The 19,645-nt window shown below is 73.0% G+C and carries 21 protein-coding genes; 15 read left to right on the top strand and 6 right to left on the bottom strand.

What is annotated here, in order from left to right:
* The first annotated feature begins 34 nt into the window (after positions 1–34).
* From AC1DP1_RS10875 to AC1DP1_RS10895, 5 genes are all read left to right on the top strand, one after another.
* Complete coding sequence (locus AC1DP1_RS10875) at positions 35–1,963, top strand: acetyl/propionyl/methylcrotonyl-CoA carboxylase subunit alpha (RefSeq protein ID WP_477506872.1); 1,929 nt, start codon at positions 35–37, stop codon at positions 1,961–1,963.
* Positions 1,960–2,901: a hydroxymethylglutaryl-CoA lyase gene (locus tag AC1DP1_RS10880; protein ID WP_477506873.1), complete on the top strand. Its 942-nt coding sequence runs from the start codon at positions 1,960–1,962 to the stop codon at positions 2,899–2,901. Before AC1DP1_RS10875 ends, AC1DP1_RS10880 begins: the two co-directional genes overlap by 4 nt.
* 81 nt (positions 2,902–2,982) lie before the next feature.
* A complete protein-coding gene (locus tag AC1DP1_RS10885) occupies positions 2,983–4,071 on the top strand; it encodes a hypothetical protein (protein ID WP_457186398.1) in 1,089 nt (362 codons plus the stop codon).
* Positions 4,068–5,249 (top strand): hypothetical protein, encoded by a 1,182-nt coding sequence (locus AC1DP1_RS10890; RefSeq protein WP_477506874.1) that lies wholly within the window; start codon positions 4,068–4,070, stop codon positions 5,247–5,249. The genes AC1DP1_RS10885 and AC1DP1_RS10890 overlap by 4 nt, the downstream gene beginning before the upstream one ends.
* Complete coding sequence (locus AC1DP1_RS10895) at positions 5,246–6,439, top strand: hypothetical protein (RefSeq protein WP_477506875.1); 1,194 nt, start codon at positions 5,246–5,248, stop codon at positions 6,437–6,439. Before AC1DP1_RS10890 ends, AC1DP1_RS10895 begins: the two co-directional genes overlap by 4 nt.
* 49 nt (positions 6,440–6,488) lie before the next feature.
* Here AC1DP1_RS10895 and AC1DP1_RS10900 read toward each other — a convergent pair whose 3' ends face one another.
* A complete protein-coding gene (locus AC1DP1_RS10900) occupies positions 6,489–7,166 on the bottom strand; it encodes an EcsC family protein (RefSeq protein ID WP_477506876.1) in 678 nt (225 codons plus the stop codon).
* 110 nt (positions 7,167–7,276) lie between these two features.
* Here AC1DP1_RS10900 and aat point away from each other — a divergent pair, with 110 nt between their 5' ends.
* From aat to AC1DP1_RS10915, 3 genes are all read left to right on the top strand, one after another.
* A complete protein-coding gene (gene aat / locus AC1DP1_RS10905) occupies positions 7,277–7,963 on the top strand; it encodes a leucyl/phenylalanyl-tRNA--protein transferase (protein WP_457186406.1) in 687 nt (228 codons plus the stop codon).
* Between the two features lie 75 nt (positions 7,964–8,038).
* Complete coding sequence (locus AC1DP1_RS10910; protein ID WP_457186408.1) at positions 8,039–8,527, top strand: hypothetical protein; 489 nt, start codon at positions 8,039–8,041, stop codon at positions 8,525–8,527.
* Between the two features lie 79 nt (positions 8,528–8,606).
* Positions 8,607–8,999, top strand: a complete 393-nt coding sequence (locus AC1DP1_RS10915) for a ClpX C4-type zinc finger protein (RefSeq protein WP_300053908.1) — start codon at positions 8,607–8,609, stop codon at positions 8,997–8,999.
* 104 nt (positions 9,000–9,103) lie between these two features.
* Here the strand turns inward: AC1DP1_RS10915 and AC1DP1_RS10920 are convergent, their stop codons facing one another.
* Positions 9,104–9,985, bottom strand: coding sequence for an Fpg/Nei family DNA glycosylase (locus AC1DP1_RS10920; RefSeq protein WP_477506877.1), 882 nt, complete (start codon positions 9,983–9,985; stop codon positions 9,104–9,106).
* 46 nt (positions 9,986–10,031) lie between these two features.
* On the opposite strand from AC1DP1_RS10920, the gene AC1DP1_RS10925 reads away from it, so the two are divergent.
* Positions 10,032–10,295 (top strand): hypothetical protein, encoded by a 264-nt coding sequence (locus tag AC1DP1_RS10925; RefSeq protein WP_457186412.1) that lies wholly within the window; start codon positions 10,032–10,034, stop codon positions 10,293–10,295.
* Positions 10,296–10,352: 57 nt separating this feature from the next.
* Positions 10,353–11,555 (top strand): ATP-binding protein, encoded by a 1,203-nt coding sequence (locus AC1DP1_RS10930; RefSeq protein WP_477506878.1) that lies wholly within the window; start codon positions 10,353–10,355, stop codon positions 11,553–11,555.
* A 121-nt stretch (positions 11,556–11,676) separates the two neighbouring features.
* Here the strand turns inward: AC1DP1_RS10930 and AC1DP1_RS10935 are convergent, their stop codons facing one another.
* Positions 11,677–13,092, bottom strand: coding sequence for a dihydrolipoyl dehydrogenase family protein (locus AC1DP1_RS10935; protein ID WP_477506879.1), 1,416 nt, complete (start codon positions 13,090–13,092; stop codon positions 11,677–11,679).
* Between the two features lie 191 nt (positions 13,093–13,283).
* Here AC1DP1_RS10935 and AC1DP1_RS10940 point away from each other — a divergent pair, with 191 nt between their 5' ends.
* Positions 13,284–14,261 (top strand): TerC family protein, encoded by a 978-nt coding sequence (locus AC1DP1_RS10940; RefSeq protein WP_477506880.1) that lies wholly within the window; start codon positions 13,284–13,286, stop codon positions 14,259–14,261.
* Between the two features lie 30 nt (positions 14,262–14,291).
* On the opposite strand, the gene AC1DP1_RS10945 is transcribed toward AC1DP1_RS10940, so the two are convergent.
* Positions 14,292–14,915 (bottom strand): LysE family translocator, encoded by a 624-nt coding sequence (locus AC1DP1_RS10945; RefSeq protein WP_477506881.1) that lies wholly within the window; start codon positions 14,913–14,915, stop codon positions 14,292–14,294.
* Positions 14,916–15,145: 230 nt separating this feature from the next.
* Between AC1DP1_RS10945 and AC1DP1_RS10950 the strand changes: the two genes are divergently transcribed.
* The 4 genes from AC1DP1_RS10950 to AC1DP1_RS10965 all read left to right on the top strand — a co-directional run bounded on the left by AC1DP1_RS10950 (position 15,146) and on the right by AC1DP1_RS10965 (position 17,831).
* Positions 15,146–15,610 carry a DUF2087 domain-containing protein gene (locus tag AC1DP1_RS10950; RefSeq protein WP_477506882.1) on the top strand — a complete coding sequence of 155 codons (465 nt, stop codon included), beginning with the start codon at positions 15,146–15,148 and terminating at the stop codon, positions 15,608–15,610.
* A gap of 17 nt (positions 15,611–15,627) precedes the next feature.
* On the top strand, positions 15,628–15,969 hold the full coding sequence (locus AC1DP1_RS10955; protein WP_457186426.1) for a UBP-type zinc finger domain-containing protein: 342 nt from the start codon (positions 15,628–15,630) through the stop codon (positions 15,967–15,969).
* A gap of 96 nt (positions 15,970–16,065) precedes the next feature.
* The gene (locus AC1DP1_RS10960) at positions 16,066–16,848 is read left to right on the top strand and encodes a glycerophosphodiester phosphodiesterase family protein (protein WP_477506883.1); all 783 of its coding nucleotides are present in this window, start codon (positions 16,066–16,068) and stop codon (positions 16,846–16,848) included.
* Between the two features lie 53 nt (positions 16,849–16,901).
* Positions 16,902–17,831, top strand: a complete 930-nt coding sequence (locus AC1DP1_RS10965; RefSeq protein ID WP_457186430.1) for a DUF5926 family protein — start codon at positions 16,902–16,904, stop codon at positions 17,829–17,831.
* Between the two features lie 390 nt (positions 17,832–18,221).
* Here the strand turns inward: AC1DP1_RS10965 and AC1DP1_RS10970 are convergent, their stop codons facing one another.
* Both AC1DP1_RS10970 and AC1DP1_RS10975 read right to left on the bottom strand, forming a co-directional pair.
* The gene (locus AC1DP1_RS10970) at positions 18,222–19,256 is read right to left on the bottom strand and encodes an adenylate/guanylate cyclase domain-containing protein (protein WP_477506884.1); all 1,035 of its coding nucleotides are present in this window, start codon (positions 19,254–19,256) and stop codon (positions 18,222–18,224) included.
* 4 nt (positions 19,257–19,260) lie between these two features.
* A complete protein-coding gene (locus AC1DP1_RS10975; RefSeq protein WP_457186436.1) occupies positions 19,261–19,635 on the bottom strand; it encodes a cyclic nucleotide-binding domain-containing protein in 375 nt (124 codons plus the stop codon).
* Positions 19,636–19,645 lie beyond the last annotated feature (10 nt).

The raw sequence follows: 19,645 nt of genomic DNA on the forward strand, positions 1-19,645 counted from the left end.
GGGCGCGTCGAAACCCCTTGATGGGAAAGAACTCATGAGAACGCTACTGATAGCCAACCGCGGCGAGATCGCCCTGCGGGTCATGCGCACGGCGCAGCGCCTGGGGTGGCGGACCGTCGCGATCCACACCGACCTCGACGCCGGTGCCCCGCACACCCGTGGGGCGGACCGGGTGGTGCGGGTGGAGTCCTACCTCGACGTCGACGCCGTCGTCGCGGCCGCGCGCGAGTCGGGCGCGGGCTACGTGCACCCCGGTTACGGCTTCCTGTCCGAGCGGGCGCCGTTCGCGCGCGCGCTCGCCGAGGCGGGCATCACGCTGGTCGGGCCGTCGGGCGACGTGATGGACGCGATGGGGCGCAAGGACGCCGCCCGGGAGGTCGCGGTGGCGGCCGGGGTGCCGGTCGTGCCGTCGTACTCCCTCACCGGATCCGAAGCCGTCGACCCGGCCACCTTCTCCTACCCCGTGCTGGTGAAGGCTGCCGCCGGTGGCGGCGGCAAGGGGATGCGCGTCGTGCGGAGCGCGGGCGACTACGACGAGGCCTTCGCCGCGGCGCAGCGCGAGGCGCGGTCCTCGTTCGGCGACGACACGATCCTGGTCGAGAAGTACGTCGAGTCCGGCCGCCACATCGAGGTGCAGGTCATGGGCGACACCCACGGCACGGTGCTCCACTTCTTCGAGCGCGACTGCTCCACCCAGCGCCGTCACCAGAAGGTGCTGGAGGAGGCGCCCGCCCCGACGATCAGCGAGGAGCAGCGCGCGGCGATCACGTCGTCGGCCGTGGCGCTGGCCGAGCAGTGCGGCTACACCGGCGCCGGCACGGTCGAGTTCCTGCTCGACAACGCCACCGGGGAGTTCTTCTTCCTCGAGATGAACACCCGCCTCCAGGTCGAGCACCCGGTCACCGAGGAGGTCGTGCGGGTGCGCGACGAGCGGGTCGACCTCGTCGGGCTCCAGCTCCGCGTCGCGACCGGCGAGCCGCTCGGCATCGCTCAGGGAGACATCACGCTCGAGGGCCACGCGATCGAGGCCCGCGTCTACGCCGAGGACTCCTTCAACGGCTTCCTGCCCCAGGCCGGCCGCACGTCCGTCGTGAGGTGGGCGTCCGGTGACGGCGTCCGTGTCGACCACGCCCTCGAGCCCGAGCAGGAGGTCAGCACGTCCTACGACCCGATGCTCGGCAAGGTCATCGCCTGGGCGCCGACCCGCGACGAGGCGATCGGCGTCCTGGCCGACGCCCTCGGCGAGACCGCCATCCTGGGCATCACCACCAACACGGGCTTCCTGCGCGCGCTGGTGTCGTCCGACGACTTCCGCGGGGCGACGATCGACACCGCCTGGCTGGACCGCAACGAGGTGCCGGCGCCCGACCCGGCCCTGGCGCGCGTGTTCGCCGCCTGGACCGAGGTGCTGCTCGACACCATGCCCGCCCCGGCGAGCAGCCCCGGCCCGTGGCGGGCCGACGGCTGGCGGATGGGAGCCGACCCGGCCCCGGACACGGTGGTCCTCGGCGACGACCTGGTGGTGGTCGACCGGCACCGCGGGCAGGTCACCCACGCCGGCGCCACCCACGACGTACGCCTGGTCTCCGCCGCCGACCACACCGTCCACCTCCTCGTCGACGGCCGTCCCGAGCACGCGGTGCTCAACGTCCAGCGCGGCGCCGTCGACGTCGTGCACCGCGGCCAGCGGTGGGCGTGGGAACGGCCCGACCCGTTCGGCGACCACGCCGTGGCAGCCGGCGACGGCACCCTGCTCGCGCCGATGCCCGGCACGGTCCTGGCGGTCAACGTCACCGAGGGCCAGGACGTGGCCGAGGGTGAGACGCTGGGGGTGATGGAGGCGATGAAGATGGAGCTCGCGCTCAAGGCGCCCTTCGCCGGCACGGTCACCACGGTCGGTGCGACCACCGGCGACCTCGTCAAGCTCGGTGCCGTGCTGTTCACGGTGGAGGAGTCCACATGAACGACCTGCCGATGACCGTCCGCGCGGACGGCCTTCCCGAGCGCGTGACGATCTACGAGGTCGGTCCCCGCGACGGCCTGCAGAACGAGCAGGCGATCGTCCCGGTGGCGGTCAAGGCCGAGTTCGTACGACGCCTCGTCGCGGCCGGCCTCCCGATCGTGGAAGCGACCAGCTTCGTGCACCCCCGCTGGGTGCCGCAGCTCGCCGACGCCGCCGAGCTGATGACCGAGCTCGGTGACGAGGGCCGCGACCTCCCGGTGCTCGTGCCCAACGAGCGCGGCCTCGACCGGGCCCTCGAGCTGGGCCTGCGGCACGTGGCGATCTTCGGCAGCGCGACGGAGACCTTCGCCGGCAAGAACCTCAACCGCACCTTCGACGAGCAGTTCACGATGTTCGAGCCGACCGTGGCGCGCGCCCGGGAGGCCGGTCTCGACGTGCGGGCCTACGTCTCGATGTGCTTCGGCGACCCCTGGGAGGGCGCCGTCCCGATCGAGCAGGTCGTCACCGCCGGCACCCGGCTGCTCGACCTCGGCGCGAGCCAGCTCAGCCTCGGCGACACCATCGGCGTCGCGACCGCGGGCCACGTCACGGCGCTCGTCGCGGCGTTCGCCGACGCGGGCGTCGGCACCGACCGGCTCGCCATGCACTTCCACGACACCTACGGGCAGGCGCTCGCCAACACCTTCTCGGCGCTGCAGGCAGGCATCACCACCTTCGACGCCAGCGCCGGCGGGCTCGGCGGCTGCCCCTACGCGAAGTCGGCCACCGGCAACCTCGCCACCGAGGACCTGGTGTGGATGCTGACCGGCCTCGGGATCGAGCACGGCGTCGACCTCGACGCCATGGTGGCCACCAGCACGTGGATGGCCGCGCAGCTCGGCCGCCCCAGCCCCAGCGCCGTCGTACGCGCCCTCGGCGGGGCCAGCGCGGCGGGGTAGTCCAGTGACGAATGGTCGTCCCGGACGCTCTTCGGCAGCCACTTTCCACTGGACTACCCCGGCTCGGGCACAATCAGCGACATGAGCCGTGTCGTCCACCTGCACATCGGCGCCCCGAAGACCGGCACCACCTACATGCAGGACCGGCTGCGGCTCAACACCGCCGCGCTGGGCCGCCACGGGGTCACCGTCCCGGCAACGCGTTCGGGACGCTCGGACATGTTCCACTTCCGGGCCGCGCTCGACCTGCTCGACCAGGACTGGGGCGGCCGACCCGGGCACGCCAAGGGCGCCTGGGACGCGATGGTCCGACGCGTCGACCGCGCGCAGGACAACGTGGTGATCAGCCACGAGATCCTCGCCGGCGCCAAGCCCGACAAGATCGCCAAGGCGCTCAACGACCTCGCCGGCAACGAGGTGCACATCGTCTACTCCGCGCGCGACCTCGGCCGCCAGCTGCCCGCGGCGTGGCAGGAGTCGATCAAGCAAGGCCGCAAGTGGCCCTTCCGTCGCTTCCTCGACCGCTACGAGTCCGGCACGTCGTTCTTCTTCCGGCAGGCGTTCGACCTGCCCGCCGTCCTGGGCGCGTGGGGCGCCAAGCTCCCGCCCGAGCGGCTCCACGTGGTCACGGTGCCGCACGACCGGGGGCCCAACGGCGACGAGCTGTGGCTGCGTTTCTGCCGGGCGTTCCGGATCGACCCGGCGTGGGCGCCGCTCGACTCCGAGCGCGACAACCGGTCGCTGGGGATCGCGGAGACCTCGCTGCTGCGCAAGCTCAACCGGCGCCTCGAGCTGGGCGTGTGGCGCGACCCCGTGTACGACGCCCTCATCCGCGAGCTGCTCGCCCAGGAGGTGCTGGTCGCCCGCGACGCCGTGCCCGTCCGCCTCCCACCCCACCGCTTCGACTTCGCCGAGCAGGAGGGCGAGGTCTGGATCGACTGGATCAAGAGCAGCGGCATCGACGTGGTCGGTGACGTGGACGACCTCCGCCCGCGCCGCCCCGCCGAGGACGAGAAGTGGAAGGACCCGGACCGGGTGCGCGCCAAGCTCGAGCTCGGAGCCGCCCTCGACGCGTTGTCCGAGATGACGCAGGAGGCCGCCAGCCGGGCCTCGACCGACACGGTCGCCGGCCGGCTCCGCGGCACCGCCCGTCGGCTGCGGGACCGGTGACCGCCCCCTCGAGCGCCACCCGACCGGCGGCATCGGTGCACGGCTGGGTCGCCCACCTCCGTTCCGGGGGTACGACGCCGTGGCTGGAGTGGACCGACCCCGGTGCCGGCGACGAGCCGGCGGGTCGCGCGCTGCCCGGGGCCCAGCAGCTCGAGCTCCTGCGCCGCATCAACCTCGCCCGGCCGTCGAGTGCGCGGCCCCGTGGCGATGACGACCGCGAGCGCACTCGACTCGCGGACCGGGTGCTCGCCGCGCCCGCCGCCGGTCGTGGCAAGGCCGACCTCCCCCTGATCGGCGCCGGGACCACCGGTTTCGGCGCGCGGCCCGTCGACCCCTCCTCGGTCGACGCCCACGAGCTGCTCCGGGTCGCGAGCACGCTGCTCGCCGACGACCTCGTCGCGCTCGGACCGGACCCGGTGCGCCGGGGGATGCCGCGGCCGTGGCGGCGACGCTTCCGACTCGTCGGCGACCCGGTCGTCGCCACCGCAGCCCGCGAGCACCTGCTGGGCCGCGGTCGTCCCGAGGGCGGCCCGCGCCCCTTCGTCGTGGCGGTCGGCGGCCCGCTCGACGACCTGCTCGCCCACACCTGGACGCAGCGCTGCTTCGAGCACGGCAGCAGGCCGTGGGGCGACTGGCTGCGCTTCTGGCGCGAGCGCGACCAGCTGCCGGCCCGCGTGGACCTCGACGACTCCGTACGCCGCTGGGGCGGGCGTCGGCCGTTCGTCCGGATCGTCACCGACCTCGACCGCCTGCCCGAGCACCTCGGGGTCCGTCGGCTGCCGCCGGTGCAGGTGCCCGGCGCCGACCAGGCCGAGCTGGCCAGACGGATCTCGGCCGTCGTCGGCATCCGGGTCCCGGTCGCCGAGCGGCCCGCGCTGATGCGGACGCTGCAGACCCGGATGCCCGACAGCGGCGTCGCGCCCGTCGTCGTACCCGCAGCGGAGCACGAGTGGGTCGCGACGTCCGCGGCACGCATGGAGCGGCGACTGACCCGCGCTGGCTACCCTGTCGTCGGCGACCTCGCCGACCTCGCGCCGCGCGCCGCGGCGGACCGACCCGGCCCGTCCCGGCCGGCCGGGCAGGCGGGGGTGGACGGCCAGCAGGTGCTGGACCTGGCGATCCGGATGATCGTCGACCCGGGCTGGCGCACGGGCCGGGAGAGGAGCGTGGAGCAGTGAGCAGGCGAGTGCTGCTGCACGTGGGCTGCCCGAAGACGGGCACGTCCTACCTCCAGGACGTCCTCTTCCGCAACCAGCCCGTGCTGCGCGAGCACGACATCCTCTACCCCGCCGACCGGTTCGACGCTCACTTCCTCGCCGCGCTCGACCTGATGACGCTGCCGTGGGGCGGCATCGAGACCGAGGCCGTCGGTGCCTGGGACCGGCTCGCCGCCGAGGTGCGGGACTGGCACGGCACCTCGATCGTGAGCCACGAGATCTTCGCCCGGGCCACGCCGACGCAGGTCGAGCGGGCACTCGCCTCCCTCGGGGACGCCGAGGTGCACCTCGTGCTGTCGGTGCGCGACCTGGTGCGCCAGATCCCCGCCGAGTGGCAGGAGAACGTCAAGCACCGCAGCCACATCACGTACGCCAAGTTCCTGCGCACCATCCGCGACCCGGCCCGCGACTCCCGCATCGGCTCGTGGTTCTGGGCGGTGCAGGAGATCCCCGACATCCTCGAGCGGTGGGGCTCCTCGCTGCCGCCCGAGCGCGTGCACCTGGTGACGCTGCCCCCGCCCGGCGCCGACCGCGGCGAGCTGTGGCGCCGGTTCTCCCGGACCTTCGGGCTCGACGGGCTGCCCCTCGACCTGACCGCCGAGCGCGAGAACCCGTCCCTCGGCGTCCCGGAGACCTCGCTCCTGCGCACCATCAACGAGCGGGTGACCTCGATCATCGCGCCCCCCGACTACCGACCCCTGGTCCGCGAGACGCTGGCCCACCAGACGCTGTCGCGCAGCGTGGCGTCCGCACGGCTCGGCCTCGCGCCCGAGGACCACGCCTGGGCACGCGAGCTGTCGGAGCGCTGGATCGAGGTGCTCGCCGCGCGGGGGTACGACGTCGCCGGCTCGCTCGACGACCTGCTCGGGCCCGACGCCGGCACCTTCGCCGACCCGGACTCCGCGACGGCGGACGAGCTGCTGCCGCCCGCCCTCGACGCGATCAGCGCGCTGCTCGTGGAGGCTGCGCGGCTGCGGGCGGTGGAGGAACGGCTGCACGGCGAGGTGCGCGAGGCTCGCGAGGAGCTCGACCGGGCGCGTGCGACCCCGGCCTACCGCGCCCGGCGCAAGGTGGTCACGACCCTCGAGAACAGCCCCGCCGGCAGGGGCTCGCTCGACGCCTACCGGCGACTGCGCGGGCACAAGGACTGACCCCGGGCCGCCCGGTTCGCCCGCCGAGGGCGACGGGTCGAGGCCAGGACTACCGCCGACGCGGCAGCATCTCGCGGTCGGCGTAGCGACCGATGCGCCAGGTCGCGTAGCCGTCGGCGCCCATGCCGACCACGCCGCCGACCACGGGGATCTTCCGACCGAGGGTGGTTGCCAGCCGCTTGCCGGCGACCCTCGCGACGATGTCGGTCGCGACGACCGCAGAGATCACCCGGTCGATGGTCGGGTCGTGGACCGGGGCCGTGGCGATCGCCATGGGCGTGCTGGGCAGCTTGCGCTTCCCGACCAGCTCGTGCACCTGCTCCTCGCCCAGCAGGAGGGAGAGGATGGCGTTGCGGACGCGCGGGTCGGCGAGGTCGTGGCCGCGGAGGTGGGCGATGCCGGCGACCATCCGGCACTGGATGATCGCGAGCCCGGTGACGTTGGCGGGGATCATCACCGCCATGGTGATCATGCCGCCGACGTTGGTGGCGAAGCCCTGCGCGCCGGCGATCCGGACGTTGTTCTCGATCACCTCGTGGATCGCCCGCTCGACGTTGCCGCGCTGCTCGTGCAGCTGCTTGTCGGCCGCCTGCGCGGCCGGGGCGAGCGGGCCCACGCCGTCGATCGCACGGTTGAGCGCCTCGCGCACGAACCCGCCGGTCAGGGTGGGTGCGATCTCGGTGATCCGCGGGGCGAGCTGTCGCTCGACGGTCTCCTTCAGGCCCATGCCACCGATCGTACGGGCGCCCGGGCGAGATCCCCCGCCCTTGGGTCCGAGGAAGGTCGGACCGGAGACGGCGGTCCCGGGCGGTTGGGTTGTTCGCTAGCGTGCGAAGGGTGCCCATCGCCCCCGCTCCGACGCCCTGGGCCTTCCCGGCGTGCTCGACGTGGGACCCCGACGACGACCTCGTCGCGCTGGGCGCCGACCTGGAGCCGGGCACGCTGGTCACCGCCTACGGGCTGGGCCTGTTCCCGATGCCGGTGACCCTCGACGGCGAGGAGCACCTCGGCTGGTTCTCCCCCGTGGAGCGGGGCGTGCTGCCGCTCGACGGGCTGCGGGTGTCCCGGTCGCTGCGGCGTTCCGCGCGCGAGTTCGAGATCCGCATCGACACCGTCTTCGACGAGGTCGTCGGCGCGTGCGGCAGCCCGGACCGGGCCGACGGCTGGATCACGCCGGAGTTCCGGCACGCCTACGGCCGCCTGCACCGCCTCGGGTGGGCCCACTCCGTCGAGGCCTGGCGCGACGACCGGCTCGCGGGCGGGCTCTACGGCGTGAGCGTCGGCGGGCTCTTCGCTGGGGAGTCGATGTTCCACCGCGAGCGCGACGCCTCGAAGGTCGCGCTGCTGGCGCTCGTCGATCTCCTCAACGACCGGTACGCCGACCGGAGGCTGCTCGACGTGCAGTGGCAGACCCCCCACCTCGAGTCGCTGGGCGTCGTACGACGTCCGCGCGCGGACTACCTCGACTCGCTCAGGCGCAGCCTCGACGTGCCGCTGCCGGATCCCTTCCGAGTGGACGACTAGGGACGCCTCACGGGAGGGTGGGCGCGATCGCGACGTGGTCCCGACGGGGGACGCGTCCCACCAGAGGGGGATCCCATGACCATCCGTGCCCGCTTGACCCTGACCAGCGCCGTGCTGCTGGTCGGCACCGTCACCTCGGCCTGCGGAGGAGGCGGCGGCGCGCCGAGCGACGCGAGCAAGGACGGCTTCTGCGATGCGGCCAACAGCCTGATGTCCGACCTGATGCCCGAGGACCTGAGCACCGCCGAGCTGCCCAGCGACCAGGACATGGCCAAGGCGGTCAAGGACTGGGGGTCGCGGATGGAGGAGGTCGGCACGCCCGAGGACATCTCCGACGACGCGCGCAAGGGATTCGAGTCGGTCGTCGACCAGGCCAAGGAGATCGACGCCTCGGACTTCTCGATGGACAACCTCGAGGACCTCGAGAAGGGCGGCGCCGACGCGTCGGCGGAGGAGAAGAAGCAGGCCGAGGCTTTCGGCACCTACCTCACCGACACCTGTGGCAACCCGATGGACGACATGGAGATGCCGGAGCTGCCGGAGATCCCCGAGTCGACCAACTGACGGTTCGCCGCGCCTCCCCGGCGCGGCGCCAGTCGGCGACGTACGATGGCGGGCGGTGCTGCAGAGGGAGGACGCGCCAATGGCGATCACGCGCGAGGGCAGGATCTGCTCCTTCTGTGGCGAACCCGGAGGACCGGGCACCGAGCTGCGCCTGATCGGCGGTCTGGGCGCCCAGGTGTGCGAGCGGTGCGTCGACGACTTCCACGGCATCCTCCACGACGAGGCCACCTACGCGGCGGTCCGCGGGCCGTTCCCGTGGGAGCGGATGGACGACGCCGAGCTGCTGGCGACGCTGCCGCAGATCCTCGCGTCTGCGGAGCAGAACACCGCGTTCGCCCACGAGTGGGTCGACCTGCTCCGCAGCCGCAACATCTCGTGGGCGGAGATCGGGCGCGCGCTCGGCGTCTCGCGCCAGGCGGCCTGGGAGCGGTTCTCGCGCCGGTCGTCGGGCGACAAGGGCGCCACTGCGTGAAATCAGCAGCGTTGTCAGGGTAGGCTTGACGGGCGAGGCGCTGGCCGGGCTGTCACGGGGGTGAGCCCAGCCGGCGCCTCCGCCGTGTCCGGCTCGGTCGGCAGCTACTTCAGCAGCTTGGACATCCGCCGGTCGGCCAGGGGCTTCCCGCCCGTCTGGCACGTCGCGCAGTACTGCAGGCTGGAGTCCGCGAACGACACCTCGCGCACCACGTCGCCGCACACCGGGCACTTCTGGCCGGTGCGCCCGTGCACGGCGAGGTTGCTCTTCTTCTCGCCCTTCAGCTCGCTGGCGGCGAGCCCGCTCGAGCGCTGGACCGCGTCGCCCAGCGTCGTGCGCACGGCGTCGTACAGCGTCTGCAGGTCGGCCTCGTCGAGGCTGTTGGACGGCTTGAACGGCGACATCCGCGCGGCGTGGAGGATCTCGTCGGAGTAGGCGTTGCCGATGCCGGCGACGATCGACTGCATCCGCAGCACGCCCTTGATCTGCTTGCGCCCCTCGCGCTCGAGGATCTGCTGGAGCACCTCGCGCGTGAAGTCGTCGGAGAGCGGGTCGGGGCCGAGCCGGGCGATGCCCTCGACCTCCTGCGGGTCGCGGACGACGTAGATCGCGAGGCCCTTGCGGGTGCCGGCCTCGGTGACGTCGAGGCCGGGTCGGGTCTCGAGGTCGGGGTCGTCGATGACGATGCGGGCGGCGAGGGGGTTCTTGGTGCTGGGCTTGGCCGGCAGCGCCGGCACCTCGTCCCGCCACCGGATCCAACCGGCCCGGGCGAGGTGGATGACGAGGTGCACCCCGCTCGCGTCGATGTCCAGGAACTTGCCGTGCCGGGTGACGTCGTCGACGAGCGTCCCGTGGAGGGCGTGAAGCGGCGGGTCGAAGGTCTTGAGCGCGCTGAAGGCGGCCAGGTCGATACGGCTGATCGCCCGACCCACGAGGCGACCGCGAAGGTCCTGGGCGAGGGCTTCGACCTCGGGCAGCTCGGGCACGGATCAGAGTCTAGGCAGGAACTTGTGGGGCGGGTCACAATGGGACATGGCCCGTCAGCACCTTCCTCGCACCGGAGCGGTCTTCCTCGACCCCCGCGGTGAGGACCGGTCGCTGCGCGTGACCTGGCACCACGACCAGCAGCTGGTGGTGCTGTCGCTGTGGCGCGACAACGTCTGCGCCGGCACCTTCCGGCTCGGTGCCGACGAGGTGCCCGACCTCATCGCACTGCTGCGGCGTGGGCTCGACGAGGCCTACGACGCCGCCCGCGAGCGCGTCGAGCGGCTCGACCGGCCGAGCGAAGCGGGCTGACTCGCCGACTATCCGGCAATCTAGGGCGCGACCTAGATTGCTGAATAGGGTCTGATCGTGGACCCGATCCGGAACCCCTATGCCCCCGGCGCCGGGCAGCGCCCGCCCGAGCTCGCCGGCCGCGACGAGCAGCTCGCCGCGTTCGGCGTCGTCCTGGAGCGGGTCGCCAACGGCCGTCCCGAGCGCAGCCTCGTGCTCACCGGGCTGCGTGGCGTCGGCAAGACCGTCCTGCTCAACGCGCTGCGGGGTGCGGCCGTGCGCAAGGGCTGGGGGACCGGCAAGCTCGAGGCCCGACCCGGCCAGGGGCTCCGTCGTCCGCTGAGCAGCGCGCTGCACCAGGCGGTGCGCGAGCTCGGGCACCGCGACGAGGACTCGGTCGACCACGTCCTCGGTGTCATCAAGTCCTTCGCGCACCGCGACTCCGGCGCGGGGGCCAGGCTCAAGGACCAGTGGAGCCCCGGCATCGACGCCGCCGCCGTTCGCGGTCGTGCCGACTCCGGCGACATCGAGATCGACCTCGTCGAGCTCTTCACCGACCTCGGCGGACTCGCCGCCGACGTCGGCAAGGGCATCGGCATCTTCATCGACGAGATGCAGGACCTCGGCCCCGACGACGTGTCCGCGCTGTGCGCCGCCTGCCACGAGCTCAGCCAGTCGGGCCTGCCCGTCATCGTCGTCGGCGCCGGCCTCCCGCACCTGCCCGCCGTGCTGAGCGCGAGCAAGTCCTACAGCGAGCGGCTCTTCCGCTACCAGCGCATCGACCGGCTCTCCCGCGAGGCCGCCGACCGCGCGCTCGAGGCGCCCGCCGCGGACGAGGACGCCGCGTACGAGGCCGACGCACTCGCCGCGATGTACGACGCCACCGGCGGCTACCCCTACTTCATCCAGGCCTACGGCAAGGCCGTGTGGGACCTCGCGCCCCGCTCGCCGATCACCGCCGCCGACGTCGCTGTCGCCGCGCCCGAGGCCGAGTCCGAGCTCGCCGTCGGCTTCTTCGGCTCACGCTACGAGCGCGCGACGCCGGGGGAGCGCGACTACCTGATGGCGATGGCCGACGTCGCGCTGCGCCAGGCCGGTGCCGGCGGCGACGAGGACTCCGTCCCCAGCTCCGACGTGGCCGCGTCCCTCGGCAAGAAGCCCCAGTCGCTCTCCCCTGCCCGCGACTCGCTGCTGAAGAAGGGCCTCGTCTACTCCGGGGAGCGGGGCCGGATCGCCTTCACCGTCCCCCACTTCGGGCGCTACCTCCGCGAGCGCGGCTGAGCGCTCCTCTGCTGGCCGGCGATCCCCGGTCAACCGGGGATCGCTGAGGTTGTCGGCCCGTGCAAGGCCTGACAAGTTCAGGGAGTGCCGGTCAGCCGGGGATCGCTGAAGACGCGAACAGTCAGGCGGGCGGGGGAGTCCGGAAGGACGGCGGCAGCTCCTCGAGGAGCCGGAGCCAGAGCTCCGAGGCGGTGGGGTACGACGGCACGGCGTGGCGCAGCACGTGCACCGGCACGCCGCCGGTGATCGCCACGGTCGCCGCGTGGAGCATCTCCCCGGCACCGGGGCCGACGAAGGTGGCGCCGAGCAGCAGGCGGGTGTGGGCGTCGACGACGAGCTGGGACTCGCCGGCGACGTGGTCGCGCAGCAGGCTGGTGCCGGCGGCCGAGCTGGTCGGGACCCGGGTCACCACCACCTCGTGACCCTCGTCGCGGGCCTGGGCCTCGGTGAGCCCGACGCTGGCGACCTCGGGCTCGGCGAAGACGACCTGGGGCACCGGCGCCTCGCGGTCGGGCTCCCACGCGACCTCGCCCGCGGCGCGGGCCGCGATCCGGGCCCCGACCACCCGGGCCTGGTGCTTGCCCCAGTGGGTGAGCGGCGGGCCGCCGGTGGCGTCGCCGACGGCGTACAGCCACTCGGGCAGCCGGCCCCCGGTGACGTGGTCGGCTGTCAGGTCGACCGACGACAGGCCGAGGTCGTCGAGCCGCGGGCTCCGGCCGATGGCGAGCAGCACCTCGTCGGCCTCCAGCTCGCCGTGGGTGGTGGTCAGTGTGACGGGGCCGCCGTGGATGCGCCCGGTGCCGGTGGCATCGGGGTCCGAGCGGCGTACGTCCTCGACGGAGGTGCCGAGGAGGACGGTCACGCCGCGCTCGCGCAGCCCGGCGAGCACGGCCTCGCCGGCGAAGGGCTCGGTCCGGCTCAGCAGCTGGTGGCCGCGCACGACCAGGGTCACCGACGATCCGAGCGCGGCCATCCAGGTCGCCGCCTCGCAGGCCACGACTCCGCCGCCGACGACGACCAGGCGCTCGGRCACGTCGACGACACCGGTGGCGTCGCGCGAGTCCCACGGGAGCGCGTCGGCGTACGCCTCGGGGACGTGCGCGGCGCTGCCGGTGGCGATCACCACGGCCCGCCGCGCCCGGACGACGACGTCGCCGTCGGCCGAGGAGACGCGCACCGTCCGCTCACCGGTGATCCGGGCGTCGCCGCGCAGCACCGCGAGACCTGCACCCTTCGCCCAGTCGGCCTGGCCGGAGTCGTCGTAGTGGGAGACCCACGTGTCGCGGCGCTCGAGCAGCGCCTTGGGTGCGACGTGCGCCGTCGAGACGCCCGGGAGGTCGGCGGTCACGTCGGCGACCGCGATCGGGCGCAGCAGCGCCTTGCTGGGGATGCACGCCCAGTAGCTGCACTCGCCGCCGAGCAGCTCGCGCTCGATCAGGACCGCCGTCATGCCGGTGCCCTCCACGGCGTACTGCGCGGCGTTCTCCCCGGCGGGGCCGGCACCGATGACCACGACGTCGTACTCGAAGGTCTCCATGCCGGGACCCTACGGGTGCGGGACACCGATGCGGGCTCCGCTTGCCCGTTCAACTAAACTCTGCCGCGAGGGGAGTACCCCACCAACCTCCGTCGGTCACTACGGCGCCTCAGCAGGCGCCCCGGCGGGGACCGGCGCCAGCACGCGGAGCCGGCGGGAGAGACCTCAGGAATTCACACCTGAGGAGATCCATGTCGTCCATCGCGTCCCCCACCCTGTGGTTCGTCACCATCGGAGTGGTGCTCGCCCTGCTCGTCGTCGACTTCATCGCCACCCGCCGTCCGCACGAGGTCTCGATGAAGGAGGCCATCGGCTGGTCGGCGTTCTACGTCGCGCTGCCGCTGGCCTTCGGCCTCTACGTCTGGAACGTCCACGGCGGCGACCGCGGGCTGGAGTACTACACCGGCTACCTCGTCGAGAAGACGTTGAGCGTCGACAACCTGTTCGTCTTCATGCTGCTCCTCGCCGCCTTCGCGGTGCCCGAGGTGCTCAAGCAGCGGGTGCTGCTCTACGGCATCATCGGCGCGCTCGTGCTGCGCGGCATCTTCATCGCCCTCGGCGCCGCCGCCCTGTCCCGCTTCGACTGGGTGTTCCTGATCTTCGGCGCGGTTCTGCTGCTCACTGGCGTCAAGCTGCTGCGTGACGCGATCCGCGGCCAGGAGCACGACGTCGACGTGGCCGAGATGCGCATCGTCAAGCTGCTGCGCCGCTTCATGCCGGTCAGCGACGAGTACGACGGCGCGAAGCTCACCGTGGTCAAGAAGGGCGTGCGGATGCTGACGCCCTTCGCGCTCGTGACCGCCGCCGTGTTCGCCACCGACATCGTGTTCGCCGTCGACTCGGTGCCGGCGGTCTACGGCATCACCGGCGACCCCTACCTCGTCTTCGTCACCAACGCGTTCGCCCTGCTCGGCCTCCGGGCGCTCTACTTCGTGCTCGAGGGCGCACTCAGCGCCCTGGTGCACCTGAGCTACGGCCTGGCCGCGATCCTGGGCTTCATCGGGTTCAAGCTGGTGCTGCACTGGGCGCACCTGGTGTGGCCGTCGGTCCCCGACGTGCCGACCCTCGCCTCGCTGTTCGTGATCGTCGGCATCCTGGCCGTCACGATCACCACGAGCCTGGCCGCCAGCCGCCGGCAGAAGGCGCGCGAGCTGGAGTCCGTGGGCTGACCTCGTCGCGACCCGGCCTCACCACCAGGGCTACTCGACGGCGAGCATGGTCGCGCCGAGGCCGACCATCATCGTGCCGCCGGTGGCGCTGAGCGTGTCGAGCCGGGTGGGACGGCGCGCGAACCACGTGCGTGCCGTCCCCGCGGCGATCGCCCACGTGCTGTCGGACACGACGGCCAGGACCCCGAAGACGAGGCCGAGCAGCATCGTCTGCAGCGCCACCGGCCCGCTCGGGTCGGTGAACTGCGGCAGGAAGGCCACGAAGAACACGATGGTCTTCGGGTTGGTCGCCCCGACGGTGAAGCCGATCCGCACGGGGTGCCCGCGCCGGACCGGCGCCTCGGCGGCCATCGAGAGCCGGGCGTCGCTGCGGTGCCGGATCGCCTGCACGCCGAGCCACACGACGTACGCCGCGCCGAGGACTTTCACCGCGGTGTACGCCGTCGCGCTCGCGGCCACGACGGCACCGAGCCCGACCGCGACCAGGACGACCTGGGCCACCAGCCCGAGGGCGTTGCCGACGACCGAGAGCAGCGCCTCGCGCCGGCCGACGGTCAGTGCGCGGCCGATGGTGAAGAGGAGGCTCGGGCCCGGCACCTGGATGAACAGGATCGAGGCGACGAGGAAGGCGGCCCACTGGTTCGACGACGGCATGGCCACAGTGTGGGGCCGCGATGGTGCGAGGGGAAAGTGCTTTGCCGTGGCCGGTGAGTCTCTGGGAGACTCAGGGCACAGGGCGCCGTCCACCGCCCAGCCCGACGCGCCGGCCCCAGTCCGCGCACACGGCGAAGGGGAGCAGATCCTCGGGCAGCCACGAGTCAGGTTCGTCGACGCCCGCTGCAGCGGCGTACTGGGGGCGCAGCGCAGTCGAAGGTGATCGAGCCATGACCAGGAACAGTGACTTCAAGCAGGTCGTCCGCGCCCGCATGGCCGCGACCGGCGAGGGCTACACAGCCGCGCGTGCGGCGCTGGAGCAGGAGGCGTACGACGCCGCCCGTGCCGAGCAGGAGCGACTCGTCGGCCGGCTCTTCACCGACGGGCGCATCGAGCGGGTGCCGGCCAAGCGCAAGGTGCGCGCGGCCGTGCTGCTCGAGGTGCTCAGCCGCTTCGAGCCCGGCCGCGACTACTCCGAGCCCGAGGTCAACGAGGTGCTGCTCGGGGTGCACGACGACTTCGCCTACCTGCGCCGCGAGCTGGTGAACTACCGCTACCTCGAGCGGGCGGACGGTCGCTACCGGACCGTCGCGCAGGCACCGGCGCGCTCGGTGATCGAGCGGCAGGAGATCCCGGCCTGGGAGGCGCACTGGCTCCCCGGCTTCCTCGCGGGGGACTTCCGCCGCGAGGGGTGACGCGGCAGGCTGGGGCCATGACGGCAGGCATCGATCCAGAGGCAGGCCCCTCGGGCACCGGGTGCAAGGAGTGCGACAACGCCGGTGGCTGGTGGGTGCACCTGCGCCGGTGCGCCCAGTGCGGGCACATCGGGTGCTGCGACTCCAGCCCCTCCCAGCACGCGACCGCGCACTACGAGGCGACCGGTCACCCGGTGATGCAGAGCTTCGAGCCGGGCGAGGACTGGTTCTGGGACTTCAGCCGCTCCGTGGGCGTGTCCGGCCCCCGGCTGGCCGACCCCCAGAGCCGGCCCGACGACCAGACCGTGCCGGGGCCCGTCGACCGGGTGCCGGACGACTGGCGGGACCACGTCCACTAGGTTTTTCCGTCCCCTGGGGTGCCGTGTCGCGCGCCCCGCGCATGTCAAGGTGTGCCCATGCGACGTACGCCGCGCGCCCGCCGCGACCGTCCGGTCGTGGACCGACCGCAGGTCGTGGCCCACCGTGGCAGCAGCCACGAGACCGCCGAGCACACGCTCGGCGCCTACGTGAAGGCGCTCGACGAGGGTGCCGAGGCACTGGAGTGCGACGTCCGGCTGACCGCCGACGGGCACCTCGTGTGCATGCACGACCGCAACCTGAGGCGTACGACGGCCACGCCCGGGATCGTGTCGACGATGAACCTCGCCGAGCTCGACGAGCTCGACTTCGCCTCGTGGAAGAACCCGTGGGCCGAGCTCGACGACGACGCCCCCGCCCGCGACCCGGAGGCCGGGAAGGTGCTCACGCTGCGCAAGCTCCTGGAGACGGTGGCCGACTACGACCGCCGCGTCGAGCTGGCCGTGGAGACCAAGCACCCCACCCGCTACGGCGGGCTGGTCGAGCGGCGCCTCGTCGAGGTGCTCGGCGACTTCGGGTGGGACCGGGCCGGGTCGCCGGCGCGGGTGATGAGCTTCTCGCTCAGCGCCGTGAACCGGGTGCGCCGGCTCGCGCCGGAGCTCGACGTCGTGATGCTGGTCGAGAAGGCGCACCACTGGCCCGTGCTGCGCCCGGTCGTCGGTGACGACTGGGTCATCGGCCCCGGGATCAAGGAGCTGCGCGAGCACCCCGGGCTGGGGCGGCACCTGGTCAAGGAGGGGCGCGAGATCCACGTGTGGACGGTCAACACCGCCGAGGACCTCGACCTCTGCCTCGACCTCGGCGTCACCGCGGTCATCAGCGACCGGCCCGGCTACATGCTGGAGCTGCTGGGGAGCTGATGCCTCGCTGGCCGCCCTCGGCGGCCCGAGGGGCGGACAACTAGGGTTCGGCCATGGCCAAGAAGTCCCGCAACCGCACCCAGTCCGCACCCGCCGCCGGCGAGGTCGGCCCCCGCCAGCCCTGTCCGTGCGGCTCGGGCAAGCGCTACAAGGCCTGCCACGGTGCGGCCGGCGGCGCAGCACCCACCTTCGTCGCCCGTCCCTTCGAGGGCATGCCGAGCGAGTGCGACGTGATCGCGCTGCGCGAGCTGGTCCCGGCCGCCACGGCCCCCCTCACGCTGAAGGAGGGCGACCGGACCGTTCGCCTCGCCACCCTGCTGCCCGGCGCCGCGCCGGCGATGGTGCGCGAGTCGGGCGACATCTGGCTCGGCCTGCAGGTCCAGCACTCCTACGGCAACCCGGCCCGCGACCTGGGCGCCGTCCTCGAGGCCGCGCTGGCCACCGAGGAGCCGGGCATCGTCGGCCTGATGACCGCGCCCGGTGACGGCCCCAGCATCCAGGACCTGATCAGCGACTCCAGCCTCGACATCACCGTGCACGACGGCTTCGAGTACTGGATCGACGACATCCCCGATCGTGACGCGACCATGGAGGCGGCGCTCGAGCAGGCCAACGACGGCGTGATGCCGACCAGCCGGTTGACGTCGGTCGAGGCGGCGTACTGGACCAACGTCGGCACCAAGGAGCACCTGCGCTGGGTGATGCCGCACCCCGAGGACGAGCTGCTCGACGCGCTCGCCCGCCTGCACGCCGCCGGTCAGGATTCCGTGGCCGAGGACTCCCGGTTCGTCGGGATGTTCCGCGCGCACGGTCTCCTCGCGCCCGTCTGGGACCTCCCGGTCGGCACCGGCGCCGAGGTGCTGGAAGGGCCGGCCGCGACGTTCGCCGCGGACCTGGACGAGGCGCTGAAGGGCGGGGAGCTGAGCGCAGCCGAGCGGTCTGCGCGTGCAGGACTCGCCAACCGTCAGGTGACGATCCGGTAAGTCCCGGTCCACCATCTGACCACGGCTCGAACACAACGGATTCAACGGTTGTGCCCGCCCTTCCGGGCGGAGTAGATTCGCCTCTGCCCGGTCGTTGTTGTTTCCCCCGTCAACAACGACCGGGCTTCTATTTCCCGGGGTCACCAGGCCGCATGTCGGCCGGCCCCGCTCAGGCGCCGGGTGATCGCCGAGCCCCACCAGACGATCGCTGCGAGCAGGGCGGCGACCACCCACGCCCGGATGTCGTACGTCGCCAGGACGAAGGCGACGATCGCTCCGCAGCCGCCCGTCGACGAGCACGGGGTGCGTGCCGGTCAGCGCCGGGTGCACGTGGTCCCGGCCGGTGGTGTCCGACAGGGCCACGATGGTGCCGTCGACCCGGTGGGCGACTCAGTCCGCCGAGCGAGCCCGGACGCGCCAGGCCTCGAGGTGGGTGAACCCCTTGGCCGTGATCCGGCGAGCGCGGCGGAAGCGCCACGGCGCCTCGCCGTCGTCCTCCGCGATGTCCTCGCTGCCGTTCTTGCCGTCGAGCGCCTCGTGGACGCCCGCGTCGACCAGCACGCTGCCGGGCCGGGCGGCCGACGTCAGGCGGGAGGCGGCGTTGACCGTCGAGCCGAACACGTCGCCGAGGCGTCGTACGACGGCCCCGTGGGCGATGCCGGCCCGCACCGCCGGGAAGGGGTCGTCCTCGTCGGCTCCCCGGGAGGCGAGCTCGAGCGCGACCGCCACGGCGGCGGCCGGGTCGGCGACGGTGAACAGGACCTCGTCGCCGATCGTCTTGATGACCTGCCCGCCGTGGTCGACGACGACCGCGGTGGTCCCCTGCTCGAAGCCGTCCACCCACTGCACGAGCGCGGCGCCGTCGAGGCTGCGGCTCTGGGTGGTGTAGCCGACGATGTCGACGAAGCAGACCGACAGCTGCGACTCGGTGGCGGTCAGGGTGCTGGCGTCGTCGAGCAGGTGCTCCGCCGCGCTGGCGAGGTGCCGGCGCCAGACGTAGCTCTGCAGTGCCTCGACGCGGGGGAGCACGTCGCCGGCGAGGTCGGCCAGTCCGCCTGCCGGGTCGGCCGGGTCGCCGCCGTCGGCGACCAGCCCGGCGAGCAGGCTGGTCTGCCACTCGGCGAGCCGGGCGTAGCTGCGACCCCAGGTGCGGACGAGCGCGGCCTGCGAGTCCGGCGGCAGGATCCCGATCCGGACGAGCTCGGCCGACAGCCGCAGCGCCTCCACGTCAGCCTCGACGAACGCGACGTCGTCGTCGGCCCGGTGCGGGAAGCCGAGCTGGTGCCAGAGCGTGATCGCGAGGTCGAGCGGCACACCGGCGCGCTCGGCCACCTCGACGCGGGTGAGGCCCGGCTCCTCGCCGAGCAGGAACGCGCCCAGCGCGCGTCCGGTGTCGGGCCCGGCGTCTGGATCGGCTTCGCCCACCCGGTCAGCCTCCCTCGAGGCGCCCCGCCGCGGCGGCGCGGAGCGCGGTGCCGAAGGACGGGACCTGCTCGACGAGGTCCTCGATCGTGTCGCGGGTGAAGTGGACGACCTTGAGCGGCGTCAGCGCGACGACGCTGGCCGACCGGAGGGTGCGGTTGACGATCGCACCCTCACCCACGACGGACCCGGGGCCGAGGATGGCGATCTCGACGCCGCCCTTGCGGACCGACACCTCGCCCTCGGTGATGAGGTACGCCTTGTCGGCGGGGGTGCTCTCGGCGATGGGCGACCAGCCCTGCGGGAGCGTCAGCGCGCGACCCGCTGCGAGCACCCGCCGGGCGTCGGCGGGGTCGAGGGCGTCCAGGATCGATTCGGTCATGCCCCCTCAA

It is taken from the genome of Nocardioides sp. P4_G10 (genome assembly GCF_056401175.1).

Excerpts from the sequence above, each read along its gene's own strand:
- AC1DP1_RS10875 (WP_477506872.1), top strand. The coding sequence starts at position 35 with ATGAGAACGCTACTGATAGCCAACCGCGGCGAGATCGCCCTGCGGGTC.
- AC1DP1_RS10880 (WP_477506873.1), top strand. The coding sequence starts at position 1,960 with ATGAACGACCTGCCGATGACCGTCCGCGCGGACGGCCTTCCCGAGCGC.
- AC1DP1_RS10885 (WP_457186398.1), top strand. The coding sequence starts at position 2,983 with ATGAGCCGTGTCGTCCACCTGCACATCGGCGCCCCGAAGACCGGCACC.
- AC1DP1_RS10900 (WP_477506876.1), bottom strand. The coding sequence starts at position 7,166 with ATGGGCCTGAAGGAGACCGTCGAGCGACAGCTCGCCCCGCGGATCACC.
- AC1DP1_RS10910 (WP_457186408.1), top strand. The coding sequence starts at position 8,039 with ATGACCATCCGTGCCCGCTTGACCCTGACCAGCGCCGTGCTGCTGGTC.
- AC1DP1_RS10915 (WP_300053908.1), top strand. The coding sequence starts at position 8,607 with ATGGCGATCACGCGCGAGGGCAGGATCTGCTCCTTCTGTGGCGAACCC.
- AC1DP1_RS10925 (WP_457186412.1), top strand. The coding sequence starts at position 10,032 with ATGGCCCGTCAGCACCTTCCTCGCACCGGAGCGGTCTTCCTCGACCCC.
- AC1DP1_RS10940 (WP_477506880.1), top strand. The coding sequence starts at position 13,284 with ATGTCGTCCATCGCGTCCCCCACCCTGTGGTTCGTCACCATCGGAGTG.
- AC1DP1_RS10945 (WP_477506881.1), bottom strand. The coding sequence starts at position 14,915 with ATGCCGTCGTCGAACCAGTGGGCCGCCTTCCTCGTCGCCTCGATCCTG.
- AC1DP1_RS10950 (WP_477506882.1), top strand. The coding sequence starts at position 15,146 with ATGACCAGGAACAGTGACTTCAAGCAGGTCGTCCGCGCCCGCATGGCC.
- AC1DP1_RS10955 (WP_457186426.1), top strand. The coding sequence starts at position 15,628 with ATGACGGCAGGCATCGATCCAGAGGCAGGCCCCTCGGGCACCGGGTGC.
- AC1DP1_RS10965 (WP_457186430.1), top strand. The coding sequence starts at position 16,902 with ATGGCCAAGAAGTCCCGCAACCGCACCCAGTCCGCACCCGCCGCCGGC.
- AC1DP1_RS10975 (WP_457186436.1), bottom strand. The coding sequence starts at position 19,635 with ATGACCGAATCGATCCTGGACGCCCTCGACCCCGCCGACGCCCGGCGG.